Raw genomic sequence first — 24,591 nt, forward strand, 5'->3', positions numbered from 1 at the left:
AGACCGCCTTGCCCGATGACAAGAGTGACCGCAGCCCCTGGAACTGGCTGCTGCTCGTGCCCATCGCCATCCCCCTGATGCCGTTCCTGTTCAACTCCGACGAGCCCCGGCTGCTGGGCTTCCCGCTGTTCTACTGGCTGCAGATCGCCTTCATCGCTCTCGGCGTGGCCACCACCACCCTGGTGTACCAGATGACCAAGCGCCGGAGGCAGCGGTGAGCGAGCACCTGACCGAGATCATCGTCTTCGCCGCGCTGTTCCTGGTGGTCAGCGGCATGGGCTTCGTCGCCGCCCGGTGGCGCCGGCCCGCCGACCTGGCCAGCCTCAACGAATGGGGGCTGGGCGGCCGCAGCTTCGGGCCGTGGATCACCTGGTTCCTCATCGGCGGCGATCTCTACACCGCCTACACGTTCGTGGCCGTGCCCGCGCTGCTGTTCGGCGCGGGTGCCGCCGGGTTCTTCGCGGTGCCGTACACGGTGATCACGTATCCGATCGTGTTCCTCATCATGATCCGGTTGTGGTCAGTGTCGCACGTGCACAGCCTGGTCACGCCGGCCGACTTCGTGCGGGTGCGGTTCGGCTCGCCGACCCTGGCGCTGCTGGTGGCCATCACCGGCATCGTGGCGACCATGCCGTACATCGCGCTGCAGCTCATCGGCATCGAGGCCGTGCTGAAGACGATGGGCGTGGCCGGCAGCGGGTTCCTCAGCGACCTGCCGCTGATCATCGCGTTCGTGATCCTGGCCGCCTACACCTACCAGTCGGGGCTGCGGGCGCCCGCGCTCATCGCGTTCGTCAAGGACGTCCTCATCTATCTGGTCATCCTCGTCGCGATCATCTACATCCCGGCCAGGCTGGGCGGCTGGAGCCAGATCTTCGGCGACGCCGCGGCCAAGTTCCAGGCCACCCCGGCGCCCAACGACGGGATCCTGCTCAACTCCAACAACCAGCTCCAGTACGTCACGCTGGCGCTGGGCTCGGCGCTGGCGCTGTTCCTCTACCCGCACAGCGTCACCGGCGTGCTCGCCTCGCGCAACCGCGACGTGATCAAGCGGAACATGTCCGCGCTGCCCGCCTACAGCCTGCTGCTGGCGCTCATCGCGCTGCTCGGTTACATGGCCATCTCGGCGGGCATCAAGCCGATCGGCACCGACGTCAACACCGTCGTGCCGCAGCTGTTCGACAAGCTGTTCCCCGACTGGTTCGCGGGCATCGCGTTCGCGGCCGTCGGCATCGGCGCGCTCGTCCCGGCGGCCATCATGTCGATCGCGGCGGCGAACCTGTTCACCCGCAACATCTACCGCGAGTACATCAACCGGAACCCGACCGACGCCCAGGAGGCCGGGGTCAGCAAGGTCACCTCGCTGGTGGTGAAGATCGGCGCGGTGCTGTTCATCCTGCTCATCGACCCGCAGTTCTCCATCGACCTGCAGCTCATCGGCGGCGTGATCATCCTGCAGACGCTGCCGTCGGTCGCCATCGGCCTGTTCACCCGCTGGTTCCACAAGAGCGGGCTGATCGCGGGCTGGGTCGCCGGGATGGGCGCCGGCATCCTCATGCTCTACAACGTCGCCAACCCGGCCACCAAACACGAGCACTTCGGCGGGTCGGCGTTCCCGCTGGCCAAGCTGGGCCTCGACACCAAGATGACGATCTACGCGGGCTTCCTGGCCCTGGCCGTCAACCTGATCGTGGCGGTGCTCGGCACGCTGCTGTTCCGCGCGCTCAAGGTGGCCGACGGCCCTGACGGCACCGCGCCCGAGCACTACACGGCCGACGAGGGCGACCCGCGCATCAAGGACCTCAAACTATCCGGTTCGACGTGACTCTCCGCATTTAGGCCAAACCGTAACACCGCCGACATTGGGTTTAATACCCCGGAAAAGCTAATCTCCCTTCATTGACGTTAAGTCAGGGGCCGGTTCAGACCGTGGGCCGGCTCCTGACTCATGTTTCGGAGGGGTCGATGACAACCCGGGAACCCGGGCAGGCACGCAGTGACCGCAGCCCGTGGAACTGGCTGCTGGTCCTGCCCATCGCGCTGCCGCTGATGACCTTCCTGTTCAACGCCGACGAGCCCCGGCTGTTCGGCTTCCCGCTGTTCTACTGGCTGCAGATCGCCTTCATCCTCGTCGGCGTCGGCTGCACCACGATCGTCTACAGGATGACCAAGTGAACGCCAACGTGACCGAGCTGGTCGTCTTCGCGCTGCTGTTCCTCACGGTGAGCGTCATGGGGTTCGTGGCGGCCAAATGGCGGCGGCCGGAGAACATCGAGAGCCTGCACGAGTGGGGACTGGGCGGCCGGAACTTCGGCTCCTGGATCACCTGGTTCCTGGTGGGCGGCGACCTCTACACGGCCTACACGTTCGTGGCCGTGCCCGCGCTGGTGTTCGGGGCCGGGGCGCTGGGCTTCTACGCGCTGCCGTACACGGTGGTGGTCTACCCGCTGGTCTTCCTGGTGCTGGCCCGGATGTGGTCGGTGTCGCACGTGCACGGGTTCGTCACTCCGGCCGACTTCGTCCGGGCCCGGTTCGGGTCGCCGACGCTGGCGCTGATCATCGCGATCACCGGTCTGGTGGCGACCATGCCGTACATCGCGCTGCAGCTCGTCGGCATCGAGGCGGTGCTGAAGACGATGGGCGTCACCGGGCACCTGCCGATCATCATCGCCTTCGCCATCCTGGCGGCGTACACCTACCAGTCGGGGCTGCGGGCGCCGGCGCTGATCGCGTTCGTCAAGGACACGCTGATCTACATCGTCATCCTGGCGGCGGTCATCTACATCCCGGCCAAGCTGGGCGGCTGGGGGTCGATCTTCGACGCGGCCAAGGCCAAGTTCGACGCGACCCCGGCGCCCGGCGACGGCATCACGCTCAACGCCAACAACCAGCTCCAGTACGTCACGCTGGCGTTCGGCTCGGCGCTCGCGCTGTTCCTCTACCCGCACAGCCTCACCGGCGTGCTGGCCTCGAAGAACCGCGGCGTCATCAAGCGGAACATGGCGGCACTGCCCGCCTACAGCTTCCTGCTCGGCCTGATCGCGCTGCTCGGCTTCATGGCGATCGCGGCGGGCACCAAGGGGGTCGTGGGCGCCAACGGCAAGGTGGACAACAACACGATCATCCCGGCGCTGTTCGACCAGATGTTCCCCGACTGGTTCGCGGGCGTCGCCTACGCGGCCATCGGCATCGGCGCGCTCGTCCCCGCGGCCATCATGTCGATCGCCGCGGCGAACCTGTTCACCCGCAACATCTACCGCGAATACCTGCGCAAGGACGCCACGGACGCGCAGGAGGCCAAGGTCTCCAAGCTGGTGTCCCTGGTGGTCAAGGTGGGGGCGGTGCTCTGCATCCTGCTGCTCGACCCGCAGTTCTCCATCGACCTGCAGCTCATCGGCGGCGTGATCATCCTGCAGACGCTGCCGTCCGTGGGGCTGGGCCTCTACACGCGCTGGTTCCACAAGGGCGGCCTGATCGCGGGCTGGGTCGCCGGAATGAGCGCGGGCGTCTGGATGCTGTACATGGTCCCGAACCCGGCGACCGGCAAGGCCCACTTCGGCGGGTCGGCGTTCGGGCTGTCGAACCTCGGGCTCGACACCAAGATGACGATCTACGCGGGCTTCCTGGCGCTGGCCGTGAACCTGATCGTGGCGGTGCTCGGCACGCTGCTGTTCCGGGCGCTGAAGGTGGCCGACGGAGAGGACGCGACGTCGCGGGGGGACTACTTCGCGGACGAGGGCGACCCCACGGTCAAGGACCTGGACCTGGCTGCATCGCACTGACCGCCTTCCTGACCGGTCGACGGCCGGTTCCCCACCGGAAACCGGCCTGGGCCGGTCAGGCGCCTACGTGGTGCTGGGATCTGGGTGAGCCGTCCTGGGTTCCCGGCGCGGCCGGGCCGGGTCGGCTGCGGTCACGGCCGTCTTCCCGTCCAGCTCCCAACCCTTCCCGTACGCCGCGGCGAAGGCTTCCTCGCCCAGCGCGGCCCGCCCTCGGCGGGTGAGCTCGCGAACCTGCTGATCGGTGCGGTCGTGAGTGCCGCGCAGCCGGGAGGCGGCGCCGAGCAGGACGGCCGACTCGTGATGCCGCCCGCGCGCCTGGGCGAGCGCGGCCGCGTTCACCGCCCCCAGCGACAGGATCGGCAGGTCCCGGGCATCCAGCGCCGCCGCGTACGCCTTGGCCAGCATCTTCTCCGCGCCGGCCAGGTCGCCCAGCTCCAGGCAGAGCGCGGCCCGTACGCTGCCGGCCAGCGCCCGCGCGTGGTGACCGGGGAACGTGGTGTCGCCGTGCAGAGCTCGTTCGGTGTCGTCGAGCAGGTCCCGCGCCCGGTCCAGGTCGCCGAGCCGCACCCGGAAGGCGGCCTCCCACGCGTCGACCAGGGCCGTCAGCTCCGGCGAGTTCGCGCGCAGCGCCCGCTCCCGGGCCGAGCCGATCATCGCGATCGTCGAGTCGGTGTCGCCGCGCCGCAGGTGCAGATCGATCCAGCGCAGGTGGAGAAACACCTCGTCGCTGAGGCTGAGCGAGCCGAACTCACCGGCCAGCGACTGCGCCTCGCGCAGGTCGGCCAGCGCGCCGTCGAGGTCGTCGTCGTACTGCCGCTGCTGGGCGCGCATCGGCAGCACGGTGGCCTGGCCCCAGCGGTCGCCGGCCTGCCGGAAGCAGGCCAGGGCCGCCGCCACGTCGGCGCGCACGTTGTCGAACTCGCCCGCGTTCTCGGCGAACTGGGCGCGGAACATGCGGGCCAGCCCGGACAGCCACACGTCGTCGCCGTCGGCCAGGCGCGCGAGCTTCGCGAACGCGGTCTCCTCTTGCAGGAACGCGAGTGTGAGCGCGGTGAGCGCGCCGCACGGGCCCGGCAGCTCGGGGTAGGCGAGCAACCGGTCGGCCAGCTCGCGTATCCGCGCCTGGTCGTCCGCGGCCTCCTCGGCGGTCAGCCCCGGCCGGGTGCCGGCCCGGCCGGTCAGGTAGATCGCGTGAGCGCAGTCGCGGCCGGGCGTCGGCTCGTCGCCGCCGGGCACCGCCAGCGCCTCTCCCAGCCAGTAGGCCGCCTCGGAGTGCCGGTCGAACATGTGCCAGTACCAGGTCAGATTCAGGGCGAGAGCGACCGCGCCGGGGGCGTCGCCGGTGTCGCACCGCCGGCGCAGGGCGGCCAGCGCGTTGTCGTACTCGGCGCTGATGCCCCGTAGGGCCGCCAGTTGGCCGGGGCCGCGCAGCCGCGGGTCGTAGCGGGCCATCAGCTCGGCGAAGTGGCCGGCGGCCAGGTCGCGGACGGTGCCGAGGTCGCCCGTGTCGGCCAGGCGGTCGGCGCCGTACTCGCGCAGCGTCTCCAGCATGCGGTAGCGGCCCGGGTCGGGCGCGAGCTGCAGCAGCGACCGGTCGACCAGGCCCGCGAGCAGGTCGGGGATCTCGGCGGCCGGCACCGCGGTGCCGGCGCAGACCGCGGTGGCCGAGGCCAGCGTGACGCCGCCGGGCAGGATCGAGACGCGTTCGGCGACCGTACGCTCGTGCTCGCCGAGCAGGTCCCAGCTCCAGGCGATGACCGCGCGCAGCGTGCGATGCCGGGGCAGCGCGGTACGGCTGCCGGTGGTGAGCAGCCGGAACCGGTCGGACAGCCCGTCGGCCAGCTCGGGCAGCGACAGCGTCCGCAGCCGGGCCGCGGCCAGCTCCAGCGCCAGCGGCATCCCGTCCAGGCCGCGGACCACCCGCCGGACCTCGGGCAGCGTCGTCTCGTCCACGTCGAAGCCCGGGCGCACGGCCGCGGCCCGCTCGGTGAACAGGCGTACCGACGCCGCCCGCCGCGCCTGCTCGACGCCGTCGCCCGGACCGGGCAGCGCGAGCGGGCCGAGCGGCACCAGCGCCTCGCCGTCGACCGCGAGAGGTTCGCGGCTGGTGGCGAGCACGCGCAGCTCCGGGCAGCGGGACAGCAGCGCCGCGACCAGGTGGGCCACGGCGTCGATCAGGTGCTCGCAGTTGTCGACCAGCAGCAGGCTCTCCCGGCCGCCGAGCCGGCCGGCGAGCACGTCCAGCTCGTCGCCCTCGACCCGCGTCCGGGCCTCGAACATCGCGCCGCCGCGCAGCCCGATCCCGGCGAGCACGGCCGCGCCGACCTTGGCCGGCTCGGTGACCGAGGCGAGGTCGATCATCCAGGCGCCGTCACGGTAGTCGTGACGGAGGCGGCGGGCGGCCTCAACGGCGAGGCGCGTCTTGCCGGCGCCGCCGGGACCGAGCACGGTGACCAGGCGCCCGGCGGCGAGCAGCGTGCCGATCCGGGCGAGGTCTCCGTCGCGCCCGATGAAGCTGGTCAGCGGCGCGGGCAGGTTACTCGGCCTGGCCTGCGCAGTGGCGGCCGCAGCGGTGGCGGAGGTAGCGGCGTCGGCAGCAGCGGGGGCGGTGAGGATGTTGGCAGCGGCGGCGGCGGGGGTGTCGGCAGCGGCGGCGGTGGCGGAGGTAGCGGCGTCGGCAGCAGCGGGGGCGGTGAGGGTGTTGGCAGCGGTGGCGGCGGGCCGCGCGGCGCGTAGCAGGCGCAGGTGGCGCTCGTGCAGGGCGGTGCCCGGGTCGGTGCCGAGGGCGTCGGCGAGGGTTTCGCGGACCCGCTCGTACAGGGCCAGGGCCTCGGCCTGGCGACCCTGGGCAGCGAGCGCGTCCATGAGCAGCGCGGCCGCCCGCTCGTGGACGGGCTGCTCGGCGAGCAGGGCGGTCAGGCGGTCGGCGGCCGTGTCGGCACGGCCCAGGGACAGCTCGGCGGCGGCGAGGTCGGCGACGGCCTCGACCGAGGCGTGGGCCAGCCGGGTCGCGACGGCGGGCGCCACCGCGGCGACGACTGTGGGTTCGGCGCCGGGACGGTCGCCCCACAGTGCCACGGCCTCGCCGAGCACGGCCGCCGCGGCATCCGGGTCGCCGGCGCGCAGGCGGCCACGGCCGGCGGCGGCGAGCTGCTCGAACCGCAGCGCGTCCACGTCGGCCGCGTCCACCTCCAGCCGGTATCCGCCCGCGACCTGCGCGACGTCGCCGGCCGAGCCGAGAGTCCGGCGCAGCCGCGAGACGAGGGCCTGCAGGGCGTGGGCGGGGCCGGCCGGCGGGTCCTCGGCCCAGATCGCGTCAACCAGGACGCTCTGCTCGACCACGCGCCCGCCGGCGAGCGCCAAGCGTACGACCAGACCCTGCGACCGCGCCCCCGGAACGGGCAGGGCGGCGTCACCACGAGATACCTGAAAGGCGCCGAGCAGCGTGACGCGAAGCCGCGCATCCCCGTCCATCTCCCGATCCTCGCGCACGCACCCTCGAGTCCCCAAATCACGGCGGGCGCCACCACCCCTCCCTGCCACCCCTCCCTGCCACGCCACCATGAGACGCCTGCCGGATGCTCGAATGCAGCACTGACGCGCCGCAGACGGTCGTGTCAGCGCCATGTGCGCCCCCGTCAGCGCCGCGTGTGCCCCGTGTGAGCGGCCCGCTCCAGTCTTTGCATGTCTGTTGAGAAGCAGGACGACGAGCTTCGGAAGGGGAGTTCTCGTGCATGACGTAGTGATCGTGGGTGCCGGCCCGGTTGGTCTGTTCCTTGCCTGTGAGCTTGGCCTCGCGGGCTGCTCTGTTCTGGTGCTTGAGCGGGAGCCGGACCCCCGCTCCCCGTGGAAGGCGGACCCGCTCGGGATGCGGGGCCTGTCCGCCGCGTCGGTCGAGGCGTTCTACCGCCGCGGGATGCTGCACCCGCTGTTGAAGGCGTCGGGCGTCGACGACTATCCCGGCGCGGACGAGCCGGCACCCCCTCGTGGCGCGGGCCACTTCGCCGGCATGATGCTCGATCCGGCCAAGGTCGACGTCGCCGCCCTGCCGTTCCGGCTGCCCAGCCCGGCGCTGGAGGGGGTGATGACCAACCTCGAAGCGGTCGAGGCGGTGCTGTCCGAGCGGGCATTCACGCTCGGTGTGGAGGTCAGGCGCGGTGTCACGGTCTCCGCCATCGCGCAGGACGATGAGATCGTGGTCGCGCGAGCCGGCGAGCACGAGTACGCGGCGCGCTGGCTCGTCGGCTGCGACGGCGGGCGCAGCGCGGTGCGCGGGCTCGCGGGCTTCGACTTCGTCGGCACCGAGCCGCAGCTCACCGGCTACCTCGTGCTCGCCACCATCGCCGATCCCGAGAAGCTGCGCCCTGGGTTCAATCTGACGCCGACAGGCATGTACCTCCGGACGCCCGCGGAGGGGTACATCGGCATGCTGGACTTCGACGGCGGCGCGTTCGATCGCTCACAGCGGCCGACGCGCGAACATCTCCAGGCGGTTCTGCGCCATATATCCGGCACCGACGTGACGCTGAGCGACGTCCATCTCGCCTCAAGCTTCACCGATCGGGCGATGCAGCCGACGACCTACCGGCAGGGGCGCGTTCTGCTCGCGGGCGACGCCGCTCACATCCACTCTCCCCTGGGGGCGCAGGGACTCAACCTCGGCCTTGGGGACGCCATGAACCTGGGATGGAAGCTCGCGGCGACCGTGCATGGGTACGCGCCGGACGGGCTTCTGGACACCTACACCCGCGAGCGCCACCCGATCGGCGCCTGGGTGCTCGACTGGACGCGCGCCCAAGCGGCGGCCATGAAGCCGGATCCGCATGCCCAGGCGATCCAAGGAGTGGTCCGCGACCTGATCGGCACCCGTGACGGGACGACCTACGTGTTCGAGAAGGTATCGGGATCATCGATCCGCTACGACCTCGGCAGCGAGCAGCCGCTGGTCGGCCGCAACGCCCCGGACCTTCGTCTTGCGGACGGCACTCGCCTCGGCGACCTGATGCGGGACGGACGAGGCGTCGCGCTCGATTTCAGCACCGACCGACGCCTCCACGGTCCGGCGATGGGCTGGGAGAGCCGGATGCAGTATGCAGCCGGGCCGGCCAGAAACGACCTCGGGCTGGGTGCCGCGCTGGTCCGGCCTGACGGCGTGGTCGCCTGGGCAGGTGATCGCGACCCTGATCGTGAATCGTTCGAGCGGGCTGCCGGCCAGTGGTTCGGCAGCCCGGAAATCTCCGCAACCGAGTTCTAGGAGCGCACATGACCATCACCCTCCGACCGGGAAGCACCGTGATGTTCACCGGCGATTCGATCACCGACTGCCAACGGCTTGAGAGCGAAGACCGCCTCGGGTTCGGCTACCCGCTGCGCGTCGCGGGAGAATGGGGGCTCCGGCACCCGGACAGGCCCGTGACCTGGCTCAACACCGCCATCGCCGGCGACAAGGTGATGGACCTCGAAGCCCGATGGCAGGCGGACGTGCTCGACGCGCGCCCGGACGTGGTGTCGATCCTCGTCGGCGGCAACGACGTGGCCTGGCACACGTACGACCCGGACGGCTACGTGATCACCGCGGAGGAGTACGCGGCGGGTTACGACCGCCTGCTCGCGCCCCTCGCCGAGGCCGGCGCCGACCTGATCCTCATCGAGACGTTCCTCCTGCCGATCAGCGGCAGTGTCGAGGTCGGCGACGTGTTCGTCGGCGAGAAGGAGCGGAAGGAGTGGCGCGCCGACCTGGACCCGAAGATCCAGGTCGTCCGCGAGCTCGCCCGCAAGTACGGCGCGCACCTGCTCGCCGCCGACGGCATGTTCGCCGAGCTCGCCGCGACGAGCGGGCCGGAGTACTGGGCCGCGGACGGCGCGCACCCGACGCCAGCCGGTCACGCCGCACTCGCGGCGGCCTGGCTGCGCCTGGTCGCGTGAGCGTGCCTCGCGAGCGGGCGGCCCCGGCGGGGTTCTTCACCCAGCGACCACTCGTCTAGCCGTCGGCGAGGTATCCGGGGTTGGCCACCTCCAGCTTGGCCCGTACGGCATCCCTGAGCGCCTCGACGAGAGCCGAATCGTCGAGGCGCTCCTCACGCACCGCCGCCGCCAGTTCCGCGTCGTCGGCCACCCCCAGCCCGGCCAGCCGCCGCTCGTGCTCCTCCGCCTGGGCCGGGCCCAGCTCGATCTCCCGCTCGACCATGCCGAGCACGTTGATCGCCACGCGGGTGTGGAACCGCACCTGGCCCTCGACCGCCGGCAGCACGTCGTCGGCCAGGAAGTCGCGGACGGCCGCCACCAACCGGGCCGCCGAGGGAACGTCGTGCGGGGCTGCCATAAGGAACTCCTTCATCTTTTGGTCGCTCATTGTCCTCACCGACGCGGATTTTCAGGATCCGACGTGCACGTAAGAGGCCCAGAAGATCGGAAACCCCGGGCGACGGCTGCGCAGTGAGCGCACGGCGAGGTGCAGGGCGGTGGCCGCCGCGTCGGGGTGCGGCTCGCGGGTGCCGCCCGCGGTCAGCACTGTGTACACCTCCTCCGCGACGGCCGGAGCGTGGAGATCGCTGATCGGCCACAGCGAGCCGATCACGTGCGGGAACCCGGCGAGCTGGACCGACGCGGCGATGCTGACCGCCTCGTCGGTCAGCACGTCGCCGCCGCGCGAGGTCTCGCAGCCGCTGAGGAAGGCCAGCTCGGCCCGGTCGAGGCGGCGGGCCGCCAGGTCCCTGACGGTCAGCGGCGGGCCGTGCAACAGCAGCCGGCCGCTGGAGGGATCGGTGGGATCCTGCACGGCGTGGCAGGCGAAGTGGACCCAGGCGCTCTCGTCCAGCGCGGTGAGCACCCGGTCGCGGGTGGCGTCCGCGCCGGTCAGCTCCAGCCGTTGCGGCAGGTGCCGGCGTACGGCCGCCAGCTCCTGTTCCACGCCTCTCAGCACGGCCGTCCCGTCGGCGGCGGGGACGCCGACAAGCAGCACCTGCCTGCCGGCGGCCGGTCCGGACTGTTCGCGGGCGTGCAGGAGGGCTCGCAGGGTGGGGGTGTAGCTGGAGATGACCAGGTCGAGGGCCCAGCCGGCGGCGTGCAGCGGCAGCAGGGTGAGCGGGCCGGTGGGGCACCACCACATCCTGGACGGCAGTTCGCCCAGCGCGTCCAGCACCGGACCGGTGACGTGCTCCCAGAGCCACTCAAGGCAGGTCACGACCGCTTCGTTGGCCATGGTCTCCATCGCCTCCGCGAACTCCGCGGACCGTTCCTCGATTTGTGCGGCGGTGACATCCAGGGGGACGACGCGGATGCCTTCGGTGGTGACGATCAGCGCGTCGCAGCCGTAGCGGCTCACGTTCACCACCGCGACGGGCCCGGCGTCGGCGGCCCGCAGCAGGCTCTCGTGGCGCGGCGGCCGCAGGAAGCCGGTGAAGTCCGGCAGCGCCCTGATCTCGGCGAGGATCTCCTGGCGGCGCCGGCGCAGCGTGTGACGCTGGTCGAGGCGGCGTTCACGGTCGAAGGCGGGAGCGTCGGGCGTGGCCGCCGGTGCGTCGGCCAGGTCCATGCGTTCGGCGGCGTCGATGGCGTCCTGCACCTCGCCGAGCCGGTCGGCCAGGTCGGGCGCGGCGGCGTACAGGACGTCGCGGGAGGTGCGGTTGTCGATGACCTGGGTGAGCATGACGCCTCTGCCCTGCTCCAGCAGCTCCAGCGCGGTGCCCGGGTCGCCCGCCCGGATCGCGGCCGCCGCCGCGTCGCGGGCCAGCCCCTCGTAGTCCCGCAGCACGCGCTCCTGATCGTCGCGGCCGAGCCCGCGCCAGGCCGCCTCGTCCAGCGCGGCCACCGCCGTGCCGAACCCCCTGACCGCCTCCTCGACCAGGCCCGCCTCCATGGCGAACTCGCCCCATCGCTGCCCGACGGTGGCCCGCCAGTCCGCCGACGCCGTCTCGACCTGGGCGGCGTCGCGGTAGCGGGCGAGCGCCTCGTCGCGCGGCACCGGCGCGCCCGTCATCTCCCACTGGTCGGTGAGCGCTCCGGCCAGGTGGAACAGCGCGATCGAGGCGGCCGGGTCGTCGGGCGCGCAGGTCGCCACAGCGGTCCGCATCGTCCGCAGCGCCCGCCTGAGGTCCCCGCCCCGGCCGGTCATCGCGTACCGCTTGCGCAGCGCACCCCCGAGCTGGCTGTACGCGGCCGGCCCGCCCGGCGGCTTGGCCCGGACGGCCTCGGTGAGCAGCTCAATGGCCTCGTCGAGGTCAGGGATCTCCTCGACGGCGCCCCTGGGTGCCGGCTCCCCCAGCGCCTGCGCGATCATCGCGGCCAGCGTCGCCCGGGTGATCCGTGGTGACAGAGCCCTGATCAGCAGGGCGCCGCCCAGGTTGACGGTCGCGCGGGTGTGCAGCGCGGTCCCGGGCGCGGAGGCGGCCTTGGCGGCGCGGAACACGTCGATCGACTCGTCGAGGCCGTCGTCCGTCAGCAGGAGCACCATGCCGAAGGTGTTGAGGATGCCCGGCCGCTGGATGTTGCCGGGCTGCACGGTGCGGGCGGCTTCGCGCATCCGTTCCACGGCCTCCCGCAATGCGGGCGTCTGGCCGGTGTACTGGTAACGCTCCGCCAGCACGACGGCCAGATTGCCGAGATAGCTGGGACGGTAAGGGCTGGTCGGCGGCGTGGCGGCCAAGGCGTCACGCAGGACGGAGGCGGCCTCCTCCGTGTCCTCGCCCCGGCGGGTCCGCTCGTAGCGCTGCTGCAACGCGCCGCCCAGGTTGGCGCGGTACAGGGCATAGTTGGGGTGGTCGGGGCCGGTCATGGAGGTGGCCGCGCGGTGACTGTTCACCGATTCGTCCAGCTCCGCCAGGTTGCCGGTGAGCTCGTACCTGAAGAAGAGCGCGGATCCCAGTCCGGTCAGCGCCATGGCGCGCTCCGGGTGCCGCGGTGCGTCCTTGAGCGCCTGCCGGTAACAGTCGATGGCGTCGTCGAGCACCTTCGAACGGCCGCCGAACCGGAACCTCAGCATCAGCGCGTTGCCAAGATCCGAGCGGTACATTCCGGCATGCGGGTCGGTGGGGCGGACGAGCGCCGCCCCTCGGCTCAGGACGTCGATCATCTCGTCGAGGTCGTCGACGGTACCGCTGAACTCCATGCGCAGGCCCAGCACCGCGCCCAGCGACATCAGCAACTGCGGCAGCTCGGGGTGGTCCGGCGGCGCCTGGGCCACGGCCTGACGGAGCATCTCGACCGCCTGGTCGGCCCGGTCGAGCCGGCCGGAGGTGCGGACGTCCTCGATGAGCATGCCGCCCATGCCCGCGAGGTAGCGCGACCGGCCGTCCGAGCCGAGGAACGACTCGCCGACGGCTGAGCTCCGCAACTGCTCCATCACCTCGGGGGTGATGACCGGGATCTCGTCCGCCGTCATGATCGCGCCCAGCAGGACCGTGATCTCCTGCTTGACCGGCTCGGAAGCCTCAGCGTAGCGGGCCCGCACCTCATCGATCGCCGCCTTCAGCTCCTCGGCTCTGGCCGGGTCCTCGTGGGCGACCAGCACCAGGGCGTTGGCGAGCTTGGCCAGCCGCCACAGGTACCTGTCGCCCGACCTGTCGGTGGCGTGCACCGACTGGCGCAGCAGGTCGATCCCGCGCAGCAGGTGGTCGCGGTCGCCGGTCCTCATGTGGCTGAGCATGCAGGCCATGCCGTAGTTGGCCAGCACCAGCGGCCGGTCCTGGAGCCGGCCGCCGAGCGCCGCCTCGTACAGCTCCAGGGCTTCCCCGAAGTGCTCTGCGCCGGTCTTGACGTGGCCGCCGAGCACGCCCGCCAGCGACGCCTGGGCCTCGGCCAGTTCGGGCCGGCCGGCCAGGGCCGTCACGGCGCGGCGGTGCAGGTCGATGGCCTGGAGGAGGTCCTGTTCGTTCCGGAGCCGGTCGTAGCGCATGCTCATGGCGTTGCCGTACTCGGTGAGCAGCAGCGGGTCAGGGTCGCGCGCCACCAGCTTGCGGTATCCGGCTATCCCGTCCTCCAGAGCCTTGGTGTCGCCGGTCAGGAGGTATCGGTTGATGTGCTCGGCTGGGTTCATCGGCTCCTCCGCCATCTGACGACGCCGAACGCGGTCACCCCGAAGGCCGTCAGGGCCAGGGCGGCCACGATGAAGGGCTTCACGGGATCGGGGATGGGGACGCGGTAGTTCAGTGACTGCACCGCTGTCAGCATCATGATCAGGCTGCCGATGACGGCGGCGCTCAGGACGCCGAAGCGTTCCCAGCGGCGCTCGGTCTGCTCCGCTCGTAGCTGTAACCGCTCGGCGAGCACGATGTCGGCGATCGCGGCGATCTCGCGGGCCCGCTCCCGGGTCGCCTCGGCGTAGGCGAGGTCGTCGTCGAGGCGCCGCAGGAACCAGTCGGCCAGCGCCAGGTCGTCGTCGAGCGCCTGGGCGCGCATATTGTGCAGCGCGATCTCCACGCTCCGCCGCATCTCGCGTAACCGGGTCGCGGCCCAGATCAGCCCCGCCGCCGCCGTCTGCCGCTCGGTCAGCTCGCGCCGGGCCGATGTCAGCCCGGCGTCCCCGAGCAGCGCCATCGTCGCGTCGACCTGCTCGTCGACCCGGCGGCGCGCCGCCCGCACGCTCGCCCCGTCCGCGTAGACTCGCAGGTGGTAACGGACCTTGGCGGCGTGCATCAGGTAACGGGCGAACGGCGCCATCCGGTCGTCGCCCGCCGTCCACGCCCACGCGTCCATGCGGGTCTCCAGCCTGCGCGGCGCGATCATCGCGAACACGCGCCGGCTCCGCGTGTCCTGCTCGTAGCCGACCTCCCACAGCGTCATGCCGTCCCTGGTGGTCATCCGGCCCATCGTGTACGGCTGCGGCAAGGCGGCCAGGATCCGATCCGCCCGCCGCGTACGGCCGTAGGCGACGAACAGCCGGCACTCGCCGAGCGCCCAATCGCCGATGTCCGCACCGGCGCAGCCGGTCCAGAGCGCGTCGAGCTCCGCCCACGAACCGCCCGTCAACGCCACGCTCAGGCAGTGCGTGTCGTGTTCCAGCCGCAGCACCGCCTGACGCAGCGGCTCGCCACGCGCCGTGCGCACCTCGGCCTTGCCCACGGTCTCGGCGGGCATGCGCAACCGGTCACCGAGGGCGTCCCACACGTGGCGCAGCCGCCGCTCGCCCTCGGCCGCCTCCGGTCCGGTCGCGGACACGAACACGTGGACGATCAGCCCTGGGGCGGCAGGCTCACCCGGCCTCATCGGCCCGGTCCGCGACGGGGGCCGACAGGCTGTGGATCAGCTCGTTGACGCGCTCGCGAGTCTGCTCGGGCATCGGGGTCACCGGTTCGGCGGGGTATGGGGTGACGATGCGCATGGGCCCGGCCAGCTCCAGGTGGCCGATCTCCGCGTCCGGGTCGGCCGACGCCGCCAGCCCGCGTACGGCCGCGTCCACGGCCGCCCACCTCGCCTCGGGCAACTCCCACCCGAGAGCCTCGCGCAGCAGCTCCGTCGCCTCATCGTGCACGCCGGTCCTCCCCTTCGGGCGATCCCGACTCAAGTGTGCCTGCCGCCGGCGATCACGACCAGCGAGCACACCGACACGATGCGATAACGAGGGGGCGGTCGCGGCGCGCCCCGGTCCGGATGAGACCGGGGCGGCTTCGCGGGTGGGCTTTGGTGCCTCAGGGCCCCCGACTAAGGCATGTCGAGATTATTCCTTTAAGTCCGTTTTGTATAGCTTTCGCGGGTCCGCTTCTCGGCGCAGCATCCGTTGACCGGGCAACGATTATCGGCTGAGATCCTTTTATGAGCTTCGCCGTCCCTGACAGCGTTCGTCCCATTCGCGATGCCGTACACGCCTTCATGACCGAGCGGGTCGAGCCCGCCGAGAACGTGCTCCACCAGGGCGGGCCCGCTGCCGGGGCGGCGCTCGACGAACTGCGCGCCGAAGCCAAGAAGGAGGGCCTGTGGGCGCTCGGCCATCCGCGCGAGCTGGGCGGGGGCGGGCTGCCCTTCCTCGACTACGTGTACGTCAACGAGGTGCAGGGGCGGAGCGAGTTCGGGCAGATCGCGCTGGGCACGTACACGCTGCAGGACTCGCTCATGCTGTACGAGCACGCCTCCGCCGAGCAGCGGGAACGCTACCTGGATCCGCTGGTGCGGGGCGACATCTCGCCGAGCTTCGCGATGACCGAGCCCTCCGTGTCGAGCAGCGACCCGACGCAGCTCAGGACGGCCGCCGTTCTCGACGGGGACGAATGGGTGATCAACGGGCACAAGTGGTTCACGACCGGCGCGTCCCGGGCCGCGTACACCACCGTGATGTGCCGGACAGAGGACGGAGCGGCGCCGCACCTGGCCTTCTCCATGATCCTGGTGCCGACCGACACGCCGGGCTACGACATCATCCGTGAGACGCCGGTGCTGGGCCTGGACGGCGCGCACTGCGAGGTCCGCTACGACAACGTCCGGGTGCCCGCCTCGAACCTCCTGGGGCAGCGCGGCCACGGATTCGTCATCGCGCAGAAGCGCCTGGGGCCCGGGCGGATCTTCCACTGCATGCGCTGGCTCGGCCAGGCGCAGCGGGCCTTCGACCTGATGTGCCGCCGGATGCACGAACGGACCGCGTTCGGTGAGCCGCTGGCGGCCAAACAGCTCATGCGGCAGCACGTGTTCGACTCCTACGCGGAGATCCAGGCCGCGCGGCTGCTCACGCTCGACGCCGCGCGGGCCATCGACTCCGGCTCCGACGCCAGGGTCGAGATCGGCGCGATCAAGGTGGTGGGCTCGCGCATGCTGCACAACGTGATCGACCGGGCCATTCAGGTGTACGGCGCGGCGGGGCTGACGTCGGACACCCCGCTGGACCGGATGTACCGGCACGCCAGGGCCGGGCGGATCTACGACGGGCCGGACGAGGTGCACATCGACTCCGTGGGGCGGCGGATACTCGGCGCCTACGCGGCGGGCGGGAACTGGGAGTTCGGGCTGCGATGACGCAAGCGGTCCGCTCGATCGTCGGTGAGGTCTTCGGGCCCGGCGCGTCGGTGCCCTTCAGCGCGCGGCTCCCCGGCGGGGCCTCGCGCGAGACGTGGGCGCTCGACGTGCTCGACGGGGACGAACGGCACGAGCTGATCCTGCGCCTCGACTCCCCCGGCGCGGCCCTGGAGGCCGGTGGCAGCCTGGCGAGCGAGGCCACGCTGATGCGGGCCGCCGCCGGGGCCGGGGTGCCCGTGCCGCGGATCGTGGCGGCCGCTCGGTCGTACATCCTCATGACCCGGGTGGCGGGCGAGACGATCCCGCGCAGGATCCTGCGCGACGAGGCGTACGCGGAGGCCCGGCCGCGGCTGGCCGCCCAGTGCGGCGAGGCGCTCGCGGCGATCCACCGGATGCCGCTGTCCGCGCTGCCACCCGCCGCGTCCGCGGCCGATGTGCCCACTCCCGCGCCGGCCGATGCGCCCGCCACCTCAGGCGGTCCGCCCCCCGCCTCGGGCGGTCCGCTCGCGTCTGTCGCGGACGATCCGCTGCGGCAGTGGCGGGAGGTGCTCGATCAGGCCGGGGAGCCGCATCCGGTGTTCGAGCTGGCGTTCCGGCGGCTGGCGGCGACCCGGCCGCCGGGGTCGCGGCGGACCGTGGTGCACGGCGACTTCCGCAACGGCAACCTGATCGTCGGTCCCGAGGGCATCCGGGCGGTGCTCGACTGGGAGCTGGCCCACGCGGGCGATCCGGTCGAGGACCTCGGCTGGCTGTGCGTGAAGGCGTGGCGGTTCGGCTCGCTCTGCCGGTCGGCGGGTTCGGCGACTACGACGATCTGGTCACCGCGTACGAGAAGGCCGGCGGGCAGCCCGTCGACCGTGACGCGCTGCGCTGGTGGGAGACGTTCGGCGTGCTCAAGTGGGGCGTCATCTGCGTCATGCAGACGATGCGCCACCTGCGCGGCGGCGCGCGCTCCGTCGAGCTGGCCGCGATCGGGCGCCGGGTGTGCGAGAACGAGTGGGACCTGCTGCGGCTGCTCGGCTGAAAACCCGTTGCGAACGCCCGTGTACGGAACACACTCTGATCGGGTGACCATCCTGGAGGCGACTCATCTGGTCAAGCGGTTCGGGCCCGTGACGGCGGTCCGTGACCTGAGCCTCACCGTCGGCGAAGGAGAGGTGACGGGGCTGCTCGGGCTCAACGGCGCGGGCAAATCGACGACACTCCACATGCTGCTCGGCCTGATCACGCCCGATTCGGGGAGCGTCCGCCTGTTCGGCCAGGACCTGGCGCGGCACCGGATCGAGGTGCTGAGCCGGGTCAACTTCGCCGCCAGCTACGTGGACCTGCCCGGGCCGCTGCTGGTGCAGGAGGTGCTCGACGCGTTCGCCCGCCTCTACGCGCTGCGGCGGCCGGCGGCGCGGGTCGATGAGATGGTCGAGCTGTTCGAGCTGGGGCCGCTGCGCCGGCGTCGGATGATGGTTCTGTCCTCCGGGCAGCGCACCCGGGTGCAACTGGCCAAGGCCCTGCTCAACGCGCCCCGGCTGCTGGTGCTCGACGAGCCCACGGCCAACCTCGACCCCGACGTCGGCGACCGGATCCGCGGCCTGCTGTCGCGCGTGGCCGAGGAGACCGGCAGCGCCATGCTGATCACCTCGCACAACATGCGCGAGGTCGAGCGGATGTGCGACCGAATCCACTTCATGGCCGACGGCCGGATCGTGGCCACCGGCACCGCCGGTGAGCTGGCCAGCCACTACGGGGTCGACGACCTGGAAGAGGTGTTCCTGAAGGTGGCTCGCGGATGACGACTCTCACCTTGCCCCCGCTCAGCCTCGCCGCCCGGCGCAGCCGGATCTCCGGCGTGATCCGGCGTGACTTCGCCGCGCTGCGGCGCAGCCCGATCAGGATGTTCGAGATCCTGTTCTGGCCGACCATCGAGCTGCTGCTGTGGGGGTTCGTCACGCTGTACCTCAGGACGCAGCAGGTGCCTTTCGTGGTGGCGTTCCTGATCGGCGCGGTGCTGCTCTGGCAGGTGCTGCAGAAGGCGAGCAACGAGATCTCGCTGGCCTTCCTGGAGGACATCTGGGCGCGCAACCTGCTCAACGTGCAGGTCAGCCCGCTGTCCAGCGTCGAATACCTGATCGGGCTCATGCTGTTCTCGCTGGGCAAGGTGGTGTTCGCGGTCGCCGTGATGGCGGGCCTCGCGCTGGTACTCTACGGGTTCGGGGTGACGAGCCTGGGCGTGGGGCTGGTGCCGTTCATGGGCATCCTGCTCCTGCTCGGCTGGTCACTCGGGCTGGTCGGCATCGCGGCGGTGCTCCGCTTCGGGGAGAACGCGCAGGTCATCGCCTGGTCGTTGGTCTTCTTCGTCCAGCCGCTGGCCGGGATCTTCTACCCGCTGTCGGTGCTGCCCGAGCCGGTGCGGGCCGTAGCGTGGTTCCTGCCCGCCTCGCATGTCTTCGAGGGGATGCGGACGGTCATGTCGGGCGGTGCGCTGCCGTGGGACCGGATGGTGTGGGCGATCGGGCTCAACGTCGTCTATCTGGCCGGCGCGCTGGGGGTGTTCGGGTGGGCGCTCAACTACGCCCGGCGGCATGGGAGGCTCTCCCGCTTCGGTGACTGACCGCCGCGACGATCACGTCCACCAGGCCCTCGACGACCTCCGCCCGATCCACCTCCGGATGCTCCAGCCACCAGTCACCCGTGGTCTGCACCATGCCGACGAAGGCGTGCCCGAGCACCTGGGCGCGTACCGGCTCCGGCACCACCCGCTCGGCGGCCAGCACCCCGCCCAGCTCCTCGCCGAGACTGCGCACGAGCGCGGTCATGTGGGAGCGCATCCGGGTGTCCTCGGCGCTGGCCCGGTGGAACAGGAACCGGTAGAGGTTGAGGTTGGCCGAGATCAGGTCCAGGTAGACGGTGATCGTCGTCCTGGCCCGGCCGCGCAGGTCGGTCGCGACCTCGGCGAAGGCCGGGCGCAACTGGGCGATGACCGTGCGCACGTGGCGGTCGGCCAACGCTTCGTAGAGGCCGCTCTTGTCGCCGAAGTGACGGTAGAGGATCGGCTTGGTGATGCCGGCCTCGGCGGCGATCGCGGCCATGGACGCCTCGGGGCCCTCGCGCAGGATGACCCGGTCCGCCGCGTCCAGCAGCGCCCTGCGCCGATCCGGGTCCCGTCCGCTCATCCGCCCAGGATAGATCGCCGGCTACGGGGCAGCAGCGCCGACAGCACCAGCAGGACGCCGATGACGGCGTACAGGCCGGTCACACCGGCCAGGGTGCCCGGCGGCTCACCGGCGGGCACCGCGAAGCTCGGCAGCCTGCCCGCCAGGTCCAGCGCCACGTCGAGGTCGAACGCGAACAGCGCGGCGACGGCGGTGAGCGGCAGCCCGCAGGCCAGCGCGGCCAGCGGCGACAGCCACGACCAGGCGGCCAGCAGCACCACGATGGCCGCCACCGCCGTCAGGTAGCCGAGGCCGACCGGCGCGGGCCGGAACGCGGCGTAGGCCGCCCGCAGGGCCCTGGCACCCGCCTCGGTCAGGTAGTACACGAGGGGAAGCGCGGCCAGGCCCGCCACGACACCGATCAGATGACGCACCTCACGGGACACAGCAGCATCGTCCCCCGGCCGCCCGCCTCCCATGTCGGCCCGCACCGACTATTCCGCTGGAACGGCCGCGCGGCCTCTCCGGGAGTTAGGTTCGAAATCATGACGATCTACCCCCATTCCGGCACCGGACCCGGCTCGATCACCCCCGACGGCTCCCCCGTCGAGTTCTACATGCTGTTAAGGCCCCGAGGGGAGGCGGAGATCGTCGGACAGGTGACACCGTCCGGCGGGTCCGTCCTGGAGCTGGGGTCGGGCGTCGGCCGGGTCACGCACGCGCTGCTGGAGCACGGCTTCGAGGTGGTGGCCGTGGACGAGTCGGCGGAGATGCTGGCCCGCATCAAGGGCGCGGAGACCGTGCTGTCCCGGATCCAGGACCTGCGGCTCCACCGGCGCTTCGACGCGGTCATGCTGGCGTCGTTCCTGGTGCACACCTCCGACGAGGACGGCAGGCGGGCGCTGCTGTCCGCCTGCGCGCGGCACGTGGCACCCGGTGGGGCGGTGCTGATCGAGTGGACACCGCCCGAGACGCACGACGCTCAGCAGGTCGGCAGGGGCAGGACCGACGGCGACATCACCATCACGCTGGCGGCGCGGGAGGAGGTCGGGCCGGAGCTGTTCAGCGCGACCATGCGGTATGCGCACGGGGATCGGGTGTGGACACAGTCGTTCACCTCCCGGCGGCTCAGCGACGACGACCTCCGCGCCGCCCTCACCGAGGCCGGCCTCCATCTGGACCGCTTCCTCACCGACGACCGCAGGTGGGTGCTGGCCGTGCCCACCACATAGCCGGGCCGGGCCAAACGTCCGGCAAATTCTCGCAGGCGTTCCGGCAATTATCCGCGGCACCACGTTAAAGGTCTGACCACGTTTATCGCCTCCGCGAGCACCATCCTGCTATTCTTCCTCCCTTTTCCGCTCAGAGCCGGTTTTCCGATGAAATTGCAACGGTATTCGATGACCTTGACATGGGGTGGAGGCGGAGGTTGTCTGAAGTGTGCCTAGATTGCCGCAGGCCGGCACATTCTAGGACGCCAAAGGCCGGAGAAGATCGAGGGAGATCTCTGCGGAGGGGACGCCTATGGCAACGTACGAGTATCGCTGCCCCGATTGCGGACGATTCGACGTGCACCTACCGATCGGAACCGCCACGGCGGTCGGCGAATGCCCCGCGTGTCACCGCCCATCCCCTCGAGTCTTCTCCTCGCCGTACCTCAGCCGGGTGCCCTCGGTGGTCGCTGCCGCGCTCACCCGCGAGGAGCGGAGCCGGGAAGTACCCGAGGTTGTCACGAGCACGCCTCCCAAGCGGCGCGCACAGCCGCCGCACCCGGCGCTGCCCCGCCTGCCTCGGTCTTGACCAACAGAATCAACGCGGCCACGTGCGTGTGAACCGATCACACACGCGGCTCCGCCGATCCGGACGCGGCGACCGTCACACGGGCCGTCCGGCGTGAATGATGCCGCCGCACCACAACACCAGGAGGTGCGTCGCTCATGGGAGCCGTCGGACTTCTCTACGTGGGCGCAGTGCTCTTCATCAACGGGATGATGCTGCTGAAGAAGATCGATCCACGCGCGGCAGGCATCTTCAACCTCTTCGTCGGGAGCATGCAGGTGATCACGCCCACTGTGCTGATCATCACCAACCCCGGGAACGCGGCCCAGATCCTCGGCGCGTCCGGGATCTATCTGTTCGGTTTCACCTACCTGTACGTCGGGATCAACCTGCTGGGCGGTTTCGACTCCACGGGAGTCGGCTACTTCTCCCTGTTCGTGGCCATCATGGCCATCGGGTACGCGTACGCGAACTTCCAGCTCTTGGGCGATCCGGCGTTCGGGGTCATCTGGCTCTACTGGGGGTTCCTGTGGTTCCTCTTCTTTGTGCTGCTGGGTCTGAAACACGAGCAGATCACCAGGTACACGGGCTGGGTCACGGCGATCCAGGGATGGGTCACGGCGGCGATCCCCGCCTTCATGATCCTGACGGGGTACTGGCGGAACACGAACCTCATCGCCTTCATCCTCGCCGTGTTCGGCGTGGTGGTCTTCATCGGGCTGTGGCCGCTGACACGAGGGCGTGAACCCGCCGCCGCGGCCCCGAGCGATGAGACGGTGGGCGCCCGCGACCGGAGACATCGCCCTCGCTGGACCTGACGAGAAGGCCCGCGACACCTGGAAGGAGGTGATCGATGCGCGCATCCCTTACGGCACCCGTATCCAAAGAAAGGCATTCATCATGCCGAACGTCGTATTCAGCATCGATCAATCGATGTCCATGCGCGACCAGAAAATCCCGGGACACAATCGATGGCACCCAGATATTCCGGTGGCCGACATGGTCCGCCCCGGAGATGAGTTCCGAGTCGAATGCCGGGAATGGACCGACGCCCAGATAGGCAACAACGATTCCGCGAACGACGTACGGGACGTCGACCTGAGCGTCGCGCACGTGCTGAGCGGACCCATCGGGGTGGACGGGGCCGAGCCGGGCGATCTCCTGATCGTCGACATCCTCGACCTCGGCGCGGTTCCGCAGCAGATGGGGGAGGCACCAGGACAGGGCTGGGGGTACACCGGCGTGTTCGCCAAGGCGAACGGCGGCGGATTCCTGACCGACTACTTCCCCGACGCGTACAAGGCGATCTGGGACTTCCACGGCCAGGTGGCCACATCCCGTCACCTGCCAGGTGTCCGGTTCACCGGCATCACCCACCCCGGGCTGTTCGGCACCGCGCCGTCGGCCGAGCTGCTCGCCTCCTGGAACCGCAGGGAGCAGGCGCTCATCGACACCGATCCGCAACGGGTCCCGCCGCTCGGCCTGCCACCGCTGGCCGACAACGCCATCGCCGGTACGGCAAGCGGCGAGGTGGCGCGGCGGGTCGCCGGCGAGGGCGCACGTACCGTACCGGCGCGGGAGAACGGCGGCAACCACGACATCAAGAACTTCACCCGCGGCGCCCGGGTCTTCTACCCGGTCCTCGTGAAGGACGCGAAGCTTTCCGGAGGTGACCTGCACTTCAGTCAGGGCGACGGCGAGATTACCTTCTGCGGCGCGATCGAGATGGGCGGCTACATCGACTTCCACGTCGACCTCATCAAAGGCGGCATGGAGAAGTACGGTGTCACCACCAATCCGGTCTTCCTGCCCGGAAACGTCGAGCCACGCTACTCCGAGTTTCTCTCGTTCATCGGGATCTCGGTCGACCACGACACCGACACCAACTACTACCTCGACGCGACGGTGGCCTACCGCAGGGCATGCCTCAACGCCGTCGAGTATCTCAAGAAGTGGGGCTACACCGGCGAACAGGCCTACCTGATCCTCGGCTCGGCCCCGATCGAAGGGCGAGTCAGCGGAATCGTCGACATTCCCAACGCCTGCTGCTCGCTCTACCTGCCCACCGCGATCTTCGACTTCGACATACGTCCGAACGCCGAAGGACCAGTCAGGAAACAGCGCGGGCAGTGCGCCGTGACGAGCTGACCGCCACCGCGAGCGGCGCCTGAAAACGAGAACGGCCACCGCGCACGCGGTGGCCGCGATCCACGGCGCAAACCCCTGCGGCGATTAATATCTTGCCCTCTTTATCGCCAAGAGTCGTTTACTACGACAGAGGGCGATCCGGTCGACCAGCGCGCCTTCCACGCCGGGCTGAAGGCCGTTTCGACACGCCTCCCCCGGGCCGGTCAATCGCCGCCATCACTCTGCCAAGAGTCAACCCAGGGTGCCCAGCCCGAAAAATACGCAAACAACTGGCTATCATCACGTGTATTGGCAAACCCCGACGTGTCCACCGAAATGAATCAGGTGCGCGCGCCTGCCGCTTCGAAGGATTGATCAATGAACAACGACGCCGTGTGGGTCCGAAGCGTGACCGGCATCCAATTGCACCACACCACCGACCTCCAGGACGCCAGCCGATTCCTGGGCAATGCGGTGATGGCGCTGCGGGCCGCGCACGTACGAACCGGCGACGACAGGTACGTCGACCTCGCCGCCCAGCTCAAGACCATGGTGGCGGAGACGCGAACCCTGGAGACCCAGGCCCGGGACCGCATGCACGGGCTGCATTCGGCAGACCCTGAGCAGTTCGTCCGCTGCCGCGAAGGCGAAGAGCCGTGGCCCGACGAGATCCAGGCAGGATTCGTGCCGCGCCACACCTGCAATGATCGGTGCCTGTATCACGACCACGACGTTCTCAACGCCATCATGCAGTGCATCTGCGGGCGCCCCCCGTGCCGGGCATGCGCCATCGCCGGCATGCCGTAAGGCGAATCGCC

General features: G+C 70.6%; 21 protein-coding genes. 14 read left to right on the forward strand and 7 right to left on the reverse strand.

The annotated features are described in order from the left end of the window. Positions 1-8: 8 nt before the first annotated feature. From KLK06_RS06575 to mctP (KLK06_RS06590), 4 genes are all read left to right on the forward strand, one after another. Positions 9-218 (forward strand): DUF3311 domain-containing protein, encoded by a 210-nt coding sequence (locus tag KLK06_RS06575; protein WP_214634393.1) that lies wholly within the window; start codon positions 9-11, stop codon positions 216-218. Continuing rightward, positions 215-1,825 (forward strand): monocarboxylate uptake permease MctP, encoded by a 1,611-nt coding sequence (gene mctP, locus KLK06_RS06580; RefSeq protein ID WP_308168122.1) that lies wholly within the window; start codon positions 215-217, stop codon positions 1,823-1,825. The genes KLK06_RS06575 and mctP (KLK06_RS06580) overlap by 4 nt, the downstream gene beginning before the upstream one ends. A gap of 140 nt (positions 1,826-1,965) precedes the next feature. After that, complete coding sequence (locus tag KLK06_RS06585; RefSeq protein WP_214634394.1) at positions 1,966-2,175, forward strand: DUF3311 domain-containing protein; 210 nt, start codon at positions 1,966-1,968, stop codon at positions 2,173-2,175. Next, a complete protein-coding gene (gene mctP, locus KLK06_RS06590; protein ID WP_308168123.1) occupies positions 2,172-3,782 on the forward strand; it encodes a monocarboxylate uptake permease MctP in 1,611 nt (536 codons plus the stop codon). Before KLK06_RS06585 ends, mctP (KLK06_RS06590) begins: the two co-directional genes overlap by 4 nt. A 63-nt stretch (positions 3,783-3,845) precedes the next feature. Here mctP (KLK06_RS06590) and KLK06_RS61325 read toward each other — a convergent pair whose 3' ends face one another. Continuing rightward, a complete protein-coding gene (locus KLK06_RS61325; protein ID WP_214634395.1) occupies positions 3,846-7,256 on the reverse strand; it encodes a BTAD domain-containing putative transcriptional regulator in 3,411 nt (1,136 codons plus the stop codon). A 268-nt stretch (positions 7,257-7,524) separates the two neighbouring features. On the opposite strand from KLK06_RS61325, the gene KLK06_RS06600 reads away from it, so the two are divergent. Then, the gene (locus tag KLK06_RS06600; RefSeq protein WP_308168124.1) at positions 7,525-9,036 is read left to right on the forward strand and encodes an FAD-dependent monooxygenase; all 1,512 of its coding nucleotides are present in this window, start codon (positions 7,525-7,527) and stop codon (positions 9,034-9,036) included. Positions 9,037-9,044: 8 nt separating this feature from the next. Further along, complete coding sequence (locus tag KLK06_RS06605; RefSeq protein ID WP_214634396.1) at positions 9,045-9,707, forward strand: GDSL-type esterase/lipase family protein; 663 nt, start codon at positions 9,045-9,047, stop codon at positions 9,705-9,707. Between the two features lie 55 nt (positions 9,708-9,762). On the opposite strand, the gene KLK06_RS06610 is transcribed toward KLK06_RS06605, so the two are convergent. Genes KLK06_RS06610 through KLK06_RS06625 form a run of 4 tightly spaced genes read right to left on the reverse strand, consistent with a single transcriptional unit; the run spans position 9,763 to position 15,249 of the window. After that, positions 9,763-10,104, reverse strand: coding sequence for a DUF6285 domain-containing protein (locus tag KLK06_RS06610; RefSeq protein WP_214634397.1), 342 nt, complete (start codon positions 10,102-10,104; stop codon positions 9,763-9,765). A gap of 51 nt (positions 10,105-10,155) precedes the next feature. After that, positions 10,156-13,815, reverse strand: a complete 3,660-nt coding sequence (locus tag KLK06_RS06615) for a CHAT domain-containing protein (protein ID WP_214634398.1) — start codon at positions 13,813-13,815, stop codon at positions 10,156-10,158. After that, positions 13,812-14,984, reverse strand: a complete 1,173-nt coding sequence (locus KLK06_RS06620; protein ID WP_214634399.1) for a CATRA conflict system CASPASE/TPR repeat-associated protein — start codon at positions 14,982-14,984, stop codon at positions 13,812-13,814. The genes KLK06_RS06615 and KLK06_RS06620 overlap by 4 nt, the downstream gene beginning before the upstream one ends. Then, positions 14,971-15,249: a CATRA system-associated protein gene (locus KLK06_RS06625; protein WP_214634400.1), complete on the reverse strand. Its 279-nt coding sequence runs from the start codon at positions 15,247-15,249 to the stop codon at positions 14,971-14,973. Before KLK06_RS06625 ends, KLK06_RS06620 begins: the two co-directional genes overlap by 14 nt. Before the next feature lie 281 nt (positions 15,250-15,530). Here KLK06_RS06625 and KLK06_RS06630 point away from each other — a divergent pair, with 281 nt between their 5' ends. The 3 genes from KLK06_RS06630 to KLK06_RS06645 are packed head-to-tail and all read left to right on the forward strand — an operon-like array spanning position 15,531 to position 19,326. After that, positions 15,531-16,721 (forward strand): acyl-CoA dehydrogenase family protein, encoded by a 1,191-nt coding sequence (locus KLK06_RS06630; RefSeq protein ID WP_214634401.1) that lies wholly within the window; start codon positions 15,531-15,533, stop codon positions 16,719-16,721. Beyond that, positions 16,718-18,508, forward strand: a complete 1,791-nt coding sequence (locus tag KLK06_RS59615; RefSeq protein WP_250904954.1) for a phosphotransferase — start codon at positions 16,718-16,720, stop codon at positions 18,506-18,508. Before KLK06_RS06630 ends, KLK06_RS59615 begins: the two co-directional genes overlap by 4 nt. Beyond that, complete coding sequence (locus KLK06_RS06645; RefSeq protein ID WP_214634403.1) at positions 18,505-19,326, forward strand: ABC transporter permease; 822 nt, start codon at positions 18,505-18,507, stop codon at positions 19,324-19,326. Before KLK06_RS59615 ends, KLK06_RS06645 begins: the two co-directional genes overlap by 4 nt. Here KLK06_RS06645 and KLK06_RS06650 read toward each other — a convergent pair. Together KLK06_RS06650 and KLK06_RS06655 are read right to left on the reverse strand one after the other, a co-directional pair. Next, positions 19,280-19,888 carry a TetR family transcriptional regulator gene (locus tag KLK06_RS06650; RefSeq protein WP_214634404.1) on the reverse strand — a complete coding sequence of 203 codons (609 nt, stop codon included), beginning with the start codon at positions 19,886-19,888 and terminating at the stop codon, positions 19,280-19,282. The two genes, KLK06_RS06645 and KLK06_RS06650, sit on opposite strands and share 47 nt — an antisense overlap. Then, positions 19,885-20,313, reverse strand: a complete 429-nt coding sequence (locus KLK06_RS06655) for a hypothetical protein (protein ID WP_214634405.1) — start codon at positions 20,311-20,313, stop codon at positions 19,885-19,887. Before KLK06_RS06655 ends, KLK06_RS06650 begins: the two co-directional genes overlap by 4 nt. A 99-nt stretch (positions 20,314-20,412) precedes the next feature. Between KLK06_RS06655 and KLK06_RS06660 the strand changes: the two genes are divergently transcribed. The 5 genes from KLK06_RS06660 (at position 20,413) to KLK06_RS06680 (ending at position 24,580) form a co-directional block, all read left to right on the forward strand. Next, complete coding sequence (locus KLK06_RS06660) at positions 20,413-21,099, forward strand: bifunctional 2-polyprenyl-6-hydroxyphenol methylase/3-demethylubiquinol 3-O-methyltransferase UbiG (protein WP_214634406.1); 687 nt, start codon at positions 20,413-20,415, stop codon at positions 21,097-21,099. Positions 21,100-21,391: 292 nt separating this feature from the next. Continuing rightward, a complete protein-coding gene (locus tag KLK06_RS62975; RefSeq protein ID WP_214634407.1) occupies positions 21,392-21,667 on the forward strand; it encodes a zinc ribbon domain-containing protein in 276 nt (91 codons plus the stop codon). A gap of 137 nt (positions 21,668-21,804) precedes the next feature. Continuing rightward, positions 21,805-22,464, forward strand: coding sequence for an AmiS/UreI family transporter (locus KLK06_RS06670; protein ID WP_214634408.1), 660 nt, complete (start codon positions 21,805-21,807; stop codon positions 22,462-22,464). Positions 22,465-22,546: 82 nt separating this feature from the next. After that, complete coding sequence (gene fmdA / locus KLK06_RS06675; RefSeq protein ID WP_214634409.1) at positions 22,547-23,794, forward strand: formamidase; 1,248 nt, start codon at positions 22,547-22,549, stop codon at positions 23,792-23,794. 357 nt (positions 23,795-24,151) lie between these two features. Next, on the forward strand, positions 24,152-24,580 hold the full coding sequence (locus tag KLK06_RS06680; protein WP_214634410.1) for a hypothetical protein: 429 nt from the start codon (positions 24,152-24,154) through the stop codon (positions 24,578-24,580). Positions 24,581-24,591 lie beyond the last annotated feature (11 nt).

The organism is Nonomuraea sp. NEAU-A123, from assembly GCF_018603905.1.
Classification (GTDB): domain Bacteria; phylum Actinomycetota; class Actinomycetes; order Streptosporangiales; family Streptosporangiaceae; genus Nonomuraea.